The organism is Streptomyces hokutonensis (genome assembly GCF_000376565.1).
In the GTDB taxonomy this organism is placed as follows: domain Bacteria; phylum Actinomycetota; class Actinomycetes; order Streptomycetales; family Streptomycetaceae; genus Streptomyces; species Streptomyces hokutonensis.
In genome coordinates, this window is the sequence record NZ_BARG01000002.1 from 101,146 (window position 1) to 107,906 (window position 6,761).

Annotated in this window: 6 protein-coding genes; 4 read left to right on the forward strand and 2 right to left on the reverse strand. The window is 73.0% G+C overall.

Annotated features, from left to right (window positions below; all coding sequences use genetic code 11):
* Positions 1-92 precede the first annotated feature (92 nt).
* Both SSP08S_RS63010 and chpG read right to left on the reverse strand, forming a co-directional pair.
* Positions 93-869, reverse strand: coding sequence for a hypothetical protein (locus SSP08S_RS63010; protein ID WP_026178069.1), 777 nt, complete (start codon positions 867-869; stop codon positions 93-95).
* 271 nt (positions 870-1,140) lie between these two features.
* Positions 1,141-1,380, reverse strand: coding sequence for a chaplin ChpG (gene chpG, locus SSP08S_RS00865; RefSeq protein ID WP_019065678.1), 240 nt, complete (start codon positions 1,378-1,380; stop codon positions 1,141-1,143).
* 254 nt (positions 1,381-1,634) lie between these two features.
* Here chpG and SSP08S_RS00870 point away from each other — a divergent pair, with 254 nt between their 5' ends.
* Genes SSP08S_RS00870 through SSP08S_RS00885 form a run of 4 tightly spaced genes read left to right on the forward strand, consistent with a single transcriptional unit; the run spans position 1,635 to position 6,721 of the window.
* Complete coding sequence (locus SSP08S_RS00870) at positions 1,635-2,714, forward strand: hypothetical protein (RefSeq protein WP_019065679.1); 1,080 nt, start codon at positions 1,635-1,637, stop codon at positions 2,712-2,714.
* A gap of 54 nt (positions 2,715-2,768) precedes the next feature.
* A complete protein-coding gene (locus SSP08S_RS00875; protein WP_019065680.1) occupies positions 2,769-3,941 on the forward strand; it encodes a glycosyltransferase in 1,173 nt (390 codons plus the stop codon).
* A complete protein-coding gene (locus SSP08S_RS00880; RefSeq protein WP_019065681.1) occupies positions 3,938-5,359 on the forward strand; it encodes an exopolysaccharide biosynthesis polyprenyl glycosylphosphotransferase in 1,422 nt (473 codons plus the stop codon). Before SSP08S_RS00875 ends, SSP08S_RS00880 begins: the two co-directional genes overlap by 4 nt.
* Before the next feature lie 3 nt (positions 5,360-5,362).
* Positions 5,363-6,721, forward strand: coding sequence for an O-antigen ligase family protein (locus SSP08S_RS00885; protein ID WP_019065682.1), 1,359 nt, complete (start codon positions 5,363-5,365; stop codon positions 6,719-6,721).
* The last annotated feature ends 40 nt before the right edge of the window (positions 6,722-6,761 follow it).

Sequence of the window (6,761 nt, forward strand, 5' to 3'; positions counted from 1 at the left end):
TGTCTCATCGGCGTTTCTCATCCTCATATGAAAAGGCCGTTGGGCCGGTCCCGGAAAGGAACGGCCCAACGGCTTTTCTACGACTGCTCGTCTCACACTCCCGGAACGGCGGGAACCGCCGGCAGGGCCGGTGCCGCGGGCACCGCGGGGAGCGAGGACGTGGACGGCAGCGCGGGCAGCGCCGGGAGACCGGCCAGGCTCGGCGCGGGCAGTCCGCCGCCCAGCAGCGTGGCCGCGACCACGTTGACCAGGCCCGTCACCACACCGGTGACCGCGGGGACGACCGCGCCGACATCGCCGGAGGTGACGGCGGTGAGCAGGCTGGCGACCGCTTTCTGCAGGGAGGCGAGCGCGTCCCCGGCGAGGTCGGCGGGCGCCTTCCTGCCCTTGGAGTCGTCACCGCTCTTCGGCAGCGCGGGCAGGGCGGGAGTCGCGGGCAGGGCAGGGGTGGCGGGCAGCGCGGGCGTCGCCGGAACGGCCGGGACGGCAGGGACAGCCGGAGCCGCCGGTACGGCCGGGGCCGCGGGAACCGCCGGAGCGGCCGGGGCCGCCGCGGTGATCTTGGCGACGGCCTCGTTGACCGTGTCGACCAGCTTCTGCGCCTGGTCGGCGGAGAGTTGGCCGTTGTCGGCCTTGAGCACCTGGTTGAGCAGGTCGGTGACCGGGGTGAGCACGCTGCCGACATCGCCGAGGCCCTTGACCTGGGCGAGCAGCCCGTCGGCTCCAGGGACCGGCACGCTCGACGCGGCGTGGACGTGCTTCCGCGCCGAGTCGTTGTCGGCGGCGACGGCGGCGGGGCCGGCGATCCCGATCAGGACGGTGGCACAGAGTACGGAGGACGCGATGCGCCGTGCGGGCAGACCACGCATGGGGTGTTCCTTTCGGTGGTGCTTCGGATCTTGAACCCACCGTGAAAGCGCTCACCACCATCTGCAACCGGTCGATCGCGCCGGGTGACCGCCCGTCAGCCGTACGGACGACGTCGTGCCTGGTGAGGGCCATGTCAAGAGCGGACCGCCGGACCGGCGCCGCTACCGCCCATTCGGGGCAACGGCCCGCACGGCCGCCCCAACGCCAACCGGCCGTCTCCCCGTGGAAGGACCACGGGGAGACGGCCGGCCGAAGGGATGCGCGCGGACGTCAGTCGTTGACGCAGGTGTTGCCGAACGCGGGGTTCAGCAGACCGATGACGTTGACGGTGTTGCCGCAGACGTTGACCGGGATGTGAACCGGAACCTGGACGACGTTGCCCGACAGCACGCCCGGGGAGTGGGCGGCGGCGCCGTGCGCGTCGCTGTCGGCGGCGGCGATGCCGGCGGTGCCCGCCATGGCGGCGGCGGCAACGGAGGTCAGGACCAGGCCCTTCGCGATACGCGACATGGAGAGGTGCTCCTTGGGGTTGAAACAAACACCCGGGCGGGGATGCCCGGCGCTGTGTCAACGCGCGGCGCTCACGGGGGTTGTGCCGCCAATGGGGTGATGTCCCACAGAGCCGAACTTCACCATTCCGACACACTTGTCACGTTTCGCCGGATTAATCCGCATAGCTACTAGAGTTGCGCACCTCCCGAAGTACCCCTATAGCCAGCAAATCGCATATAGGGGCCGTACTTCCCGAAAGGGCACCGCCGGTCATGCGCAATTCCCAGGGTCCGCTGCTGCGCCGGGCGTCGACGGTCGCCCTCGCCCTCGCCACGATCTGGGCCCCGGCCGCCTCCGGTGCCTCCGCCCCGCCCGCCGAGACGGAACGCATCCCCCCGGCCCAGCGCTACCAGGCACTCCAGCACGGCGGCTTCGTCCGCGCGGCCAACACCTCCATCAGCTGCCGCACCGCCTCCGCCGCCTGCGCGGCCGTGCGCGAGGGGGAGGCCGCGGTCAACGGCGACTTCGACATGTTCTACGTCGACGTCGACCGCGATCCCAACACCTACAACTCCTCCCGCGCAGAGGTCCGGCTGCCCGAGGGCGCCAAGGCCACGTACGCACGCCTGTACTGGGGCGGCAACCTCCGCGTGGGCGAGCAGAAGCCGCCCAGGGACAACGGGCGGGTGCTGATCGCGGAGCCCGGCGGCGACTACAAGGAAGTGCTCGCGGACACCCTCGTCGGACACCGTGTGGCGGACGGCGCCGACGCGTTCCAGGCCTCGGCGGACGTCACCGAACTGGTCCGGGAGAGTGGTTCGGGCCTCTACACGGTGGCCCAGGTCAACACGGCGATGGGGCGGTCGGCGGCCGGCGCCTGGGGCGGCTGGACGCTCGTCGTGGCGTACGAGAAGCCGCAGGAGCCGCTGCGCCGGCTGGAGCTGTGGGACGGCTTCGACGCGCTGAACTCCCGGACCGGCGCGGAGATCCGGTTGCGCGGCCTGCGCACGCCCGCGCACGCCGGGGGACGCGCGGGCGTGGTGGCGTACAACGGGGATCGCGGCCGGACCGGGGATTCGCTCACGCTCTCGACCGGTCGTACGAACGCCACCGCGCTCGGTGACGGCGCCAATCCCCGTGACGACGTGCTGAATTCCACGATCAGCGACCCGGGGGCGGCGCCTTCGGAGCGTGCGCCCGCGTATGCGAACACGCTCGGCTACGACTCCGATGTGTTCGATCTCGGGAAGGCGTTGCGCCCGGGCGGTGACCAGCTTGCCTTCCGGCTCGTTTCCCAGCGGGACGCGGCGTGGTTCGGGGCGCTCTTCGTCGCCGTCGACGCCCAGCAGTGAGGCGCGTTCCCGCCCGCAGTCCCGAGCGCCACCCGTGAGCGAGGAAACCGCGCAATGCACCAGCCAGCAACCGACCCTCGGCCACGGGTCCTGCACCTCGCCCAGCCCGTGGACGGCGGGGTCGCCCGTGTCGTCACGGATCTGACGCGGGCTCAGCTCGCGGCCGGCCTGCACGTCACGGTCGCCTGCCCCGAGAGCGTCCTCGCGGACGGCCTGCGGACGCTCGGCGCCGACGTACGGCAGTGGGAGGCCACCCGCTCGCCGGGTCCGGCGCTCGTCTCCGAGGTACGGCGGCTCACCCGGGTGGTCGAGGACGTGCGGCCCGATCTGGTGCACGCGCACAGCGCCAAGGCCGGTCTTGCCGGACGCCTTGCCGTGCGGGGGCGGATCCCGACCGTGTTCCAGCCGCACGCCTGGTCGTTCGAGGCGGTCGGCGGGGTCACCGCCGCGCTCGCCGTCGGCTGGGAGCGGTGGGGCGCAAGGTGGGCCACCCGGACGGTGTGCGTGAGCGAGGCGGAGCGCACGACCGGGCTGCGGGCCGGGGTCCGGAGCCGCTGGAGCGTGATCCCCAACGGCATCGACGCCGAGCGTTTCCACCCGGCCGCCGTGGACACCGTACGGGCCGGGATCGAGCAGCTCGCCGGGATCGATCCGTCGGCGCCTCTGGTGGTGTGCGTGGGGCGGCTGTGCCGGCAGAAGGGCCAGGACGTCCTGCTGAGGGCGTGGGACGCGGTGCTGCGGCGGGTGCCGAAGGCGCGGCTGGTGCTCGTCGGCGACGGGCCCGACCGGGACGCGCTGCGTCAACTGGCCCCGGATTCCGTGCTGTTCGCGGGTGCCGTCGCCGACGCGGTGCCCTGGTACCAGGCGGCCGACCTGGTGGTGCTGCCCTCGCGCTGGGAGGGCATGGCGCTGGCCCCGCTGGAGGCGATGGCCTGCGGGCGGCCCGTCGTCCTCACGGATGTGGCGGGCGCCCGCGAGAGCCTGCCCCCCGGCCTCGCGCCCCGCTGCCTCGTCCCGGCCGACAACCCGGCGGTGCTGTCCGGGGCCGTCGCCGAGCTGCTGCTCGACCCGCTGCTGCGCGAGTCCCTCGGCCACCAGGGACTCCGGTACGTCCAGTCCACGCACGACGTGCGGCACACCGCCGAAGCGGTCGCGGGGGTCTATCGCGACCTGCTCGGCGGCAAACCCGTCGTGCCCACCGAGTGCAGGGAGTCCATCCACTCGTGACTGCGGAAAGCACCGTCCCCTCCCCCGGCGGACAGCCACGGGACCACGGATCCTCGAACGTCTCGGTCATCCCCCGGCGCACCGACGGCGGTTTCCGGTTCCCGGTCCGCCGCCCGCCCGCGCGCCCGGCCTCACCGCTGCCGCTGCTCGGCGCGGACCTCGCCGCCGCCCTGCTGGGCGCCCTCGCGCTGACCGGCGGCCGGCGCCGGCCGCTGCTGGTGGCGCTGCTGATCGCCGGTTCGATACTGCTGCGCCCGCACCTCCCCCGGGCCGTACCGCGCGTCCTGGACGAACTGCCCGCCGTCTGCGGCCGGATCGCCGTCGCCTGGCTCGCGCTCGGCACCCTCACCGCGGCCTACGACCCCGACCGCGCCCTGTCCGCACGCACCCTGCTGCTGGGCCTCGCCCTCCAGACGGCGACGGCCTGCGTGGCCCGCGGCGCGGTCCACCACCGCCGCCGCAAGGCCCTCCTGAACCACCCCCGCACGGCCCTGGTCATCGGCCCGGCGACGACCGCGCAGCGCGTCGCGGCGGCGGTGCTGCGGCACCCGGGGTGCGGGATCGAGCCGATCGGCATCGTCGCCGACCACCCGGACGGCACCGACGGCCTGCCCGTGCTGACCACCGGCGAGGAGGTCGAACGCGCCCTCATCCAGAACGGCGTCCGCGCCGTCCTCACCGTGCACCCCTCCGTACGGTCCGAACGCGGGCCGCTGCTGCGGGCGTTGGCGGAATCGGGCTGCACGGTCTGGGAGGTCGACGCCGACTCGCCCTCGTACGAGATGCGCGACCAGCTCGCCGGATTCGCCTGCCGGCGGCTGGAGTTGGGCTCCCGCAGGCGCGGCAGCCTCGGCAAGCGGGCACTGGACGTCCTGGTGTCGGGGATCCTGCTCCTCCTGGTCAGCCCCCTCCTGCTGGTGTGCGCGACGGTCCTCCGCCTCACCGACGGACCCGGCGTCGTCTTCCGCCAGGAACGCATCGGCAAGGACGGGCGCCCCTTCGTCCTGCTGAAGTTCCGCACCCACCGCCCGGTCGACGAGCACGAGGCGGCGACCCGCTGGAGTGTCGCGGGCGAACACGAGATGAGCCGCTTCTGCCGCTTCCTGCGCCAGACCTCGCTGGACGAGCTGCTCCAGCTCTGGAACGTCTTCCGGGGCGACATGAGCCTGGTCGGCCCGCGCCCCGAACGCCCGTACTTCGTAGCGCAGTTCAGCCAGACCTACCCCGGCTACGCGGCCCGCCACCGGATGCAGACCGGCATCACCGGCCTCGCCCAGATCCACGGGCTGCGCGGCGACACCTCGATCGAGGACCGTTGCCGGTTCGACAACGCGTACATCGACAACTGGTCGCTGTGGCAGGACATCTGCATCCTCGCCCGCACCGCGACCGCGCTCGTACGTCCGACGGGGAGCTGAGCCGTGAACCACCGCCTGCGCACGTTCGCCCCGGTCCTGCCGGTCGTCGCCGTGATCGCCCTGCTCGGCCTGCCGCTCGCCCCGGGCGCGGGCGGCGCGGGTCCCGCCGACGCGGTCTCCGGGCTGGTGGTGCTGTACTGCGGGATCCGGCTGCTCCGGGAGCGCAGGCGCCCTCTGACCCCGACTGCCGTGGCGGTCATGGGACTTCCGGTCCTGGGCCTGTCCATCGCGGCGATGGGCGCGTCCTCACCGGGGGCGGGTCTGAGTGGCCTGGGCCGCTACCTCCAGATCTTCGTCCTCGTCCCGGCGGCGGTCGTGCTGCTGGTCCGCGACCGACGCGACTTCCGCGTGCTGGCCTGGTCGTTCGTCTCGCTCGCCCTGTGGCAGGGGGCGATCGGCGTCAAGCAGTACGTCACCGCGACCGGCGCGTCCTACCAGGGCGAGGACATCCGCGCGGTGGGCACCTTCGGACCGACCGACGTGATGGGCATGGCGACGGTGGTGTCCTTCGGGCTGATCTGCGCGCTGGCCCTGGCACTGGGCCTGGGCTCGGGCTCGGGCTCGGGCCGAAAGGACCTACGACAGAGGGCAGTTGCCGCGGGTTGCGCGTTCGCCCTGTTGCTGCCGCTGGCCCTGTCCTTCAGCCGCGGCGCGTGGATCGCGACCGCCGCGACCTGCGCGCTGCAACTGGCGCTGGCCGGACTGCGGCGCGCACTGAAGGTGGCGGCTGCCGTGACGGCGGCGGGCGTGGTGCTGGTCGGCGGCTTCGGGGTCGGTTCGGCGATGCTCCAGGAGCGGATCAGCAGCATCACCCAAGTCACCGACGCCCCCGACCAGTCGGTGACCGACCGCTACACCATGTGGGCGGCGGCGACCGCGATGTGGCGCGAACACCCGCTGACCGGCGTCGGGTTGAAGGGCTTCCCCGAACACCGCGACGGCAACGCCTCGTTGGCCCTGTCCTCGGGCAGCGACACGGACGGCGCGGGCGCCGGGTACCTCAAGCAGCCCCTCCTCTCCCCCCACAACATGTACCTCCTGGTCCTCAGCGAACAGGGCCTGATCGGCCTCCTCACCCTGGCCGGCAGCTGGCTCGCCCTCCTGGTCTGCGCCCTCCGCGGCCTCTACCGCACCCACCGCACCGGGCTCCCGGGCCTGGACTGCGCGCTGGTCTCCTCCGGCCTCCTGATCTGGCAGCTGATCGACTTCATGTACGCGGACATCGGCGGCCCGTCGACGGTCCTGACGGCGGTGGTGTTCGGGGTGGCGGCGTGGTGGTCGCTGGTGGGGGCGAACGCGGAGGAGCGACCTACGGCGGCAACTCCGGTGCGAGCAACCGCCGAAGGGGCCATGGCCCAATGACGGTGACGCCTCCGACACAGGCCGGCAGCAGCCCACCTCA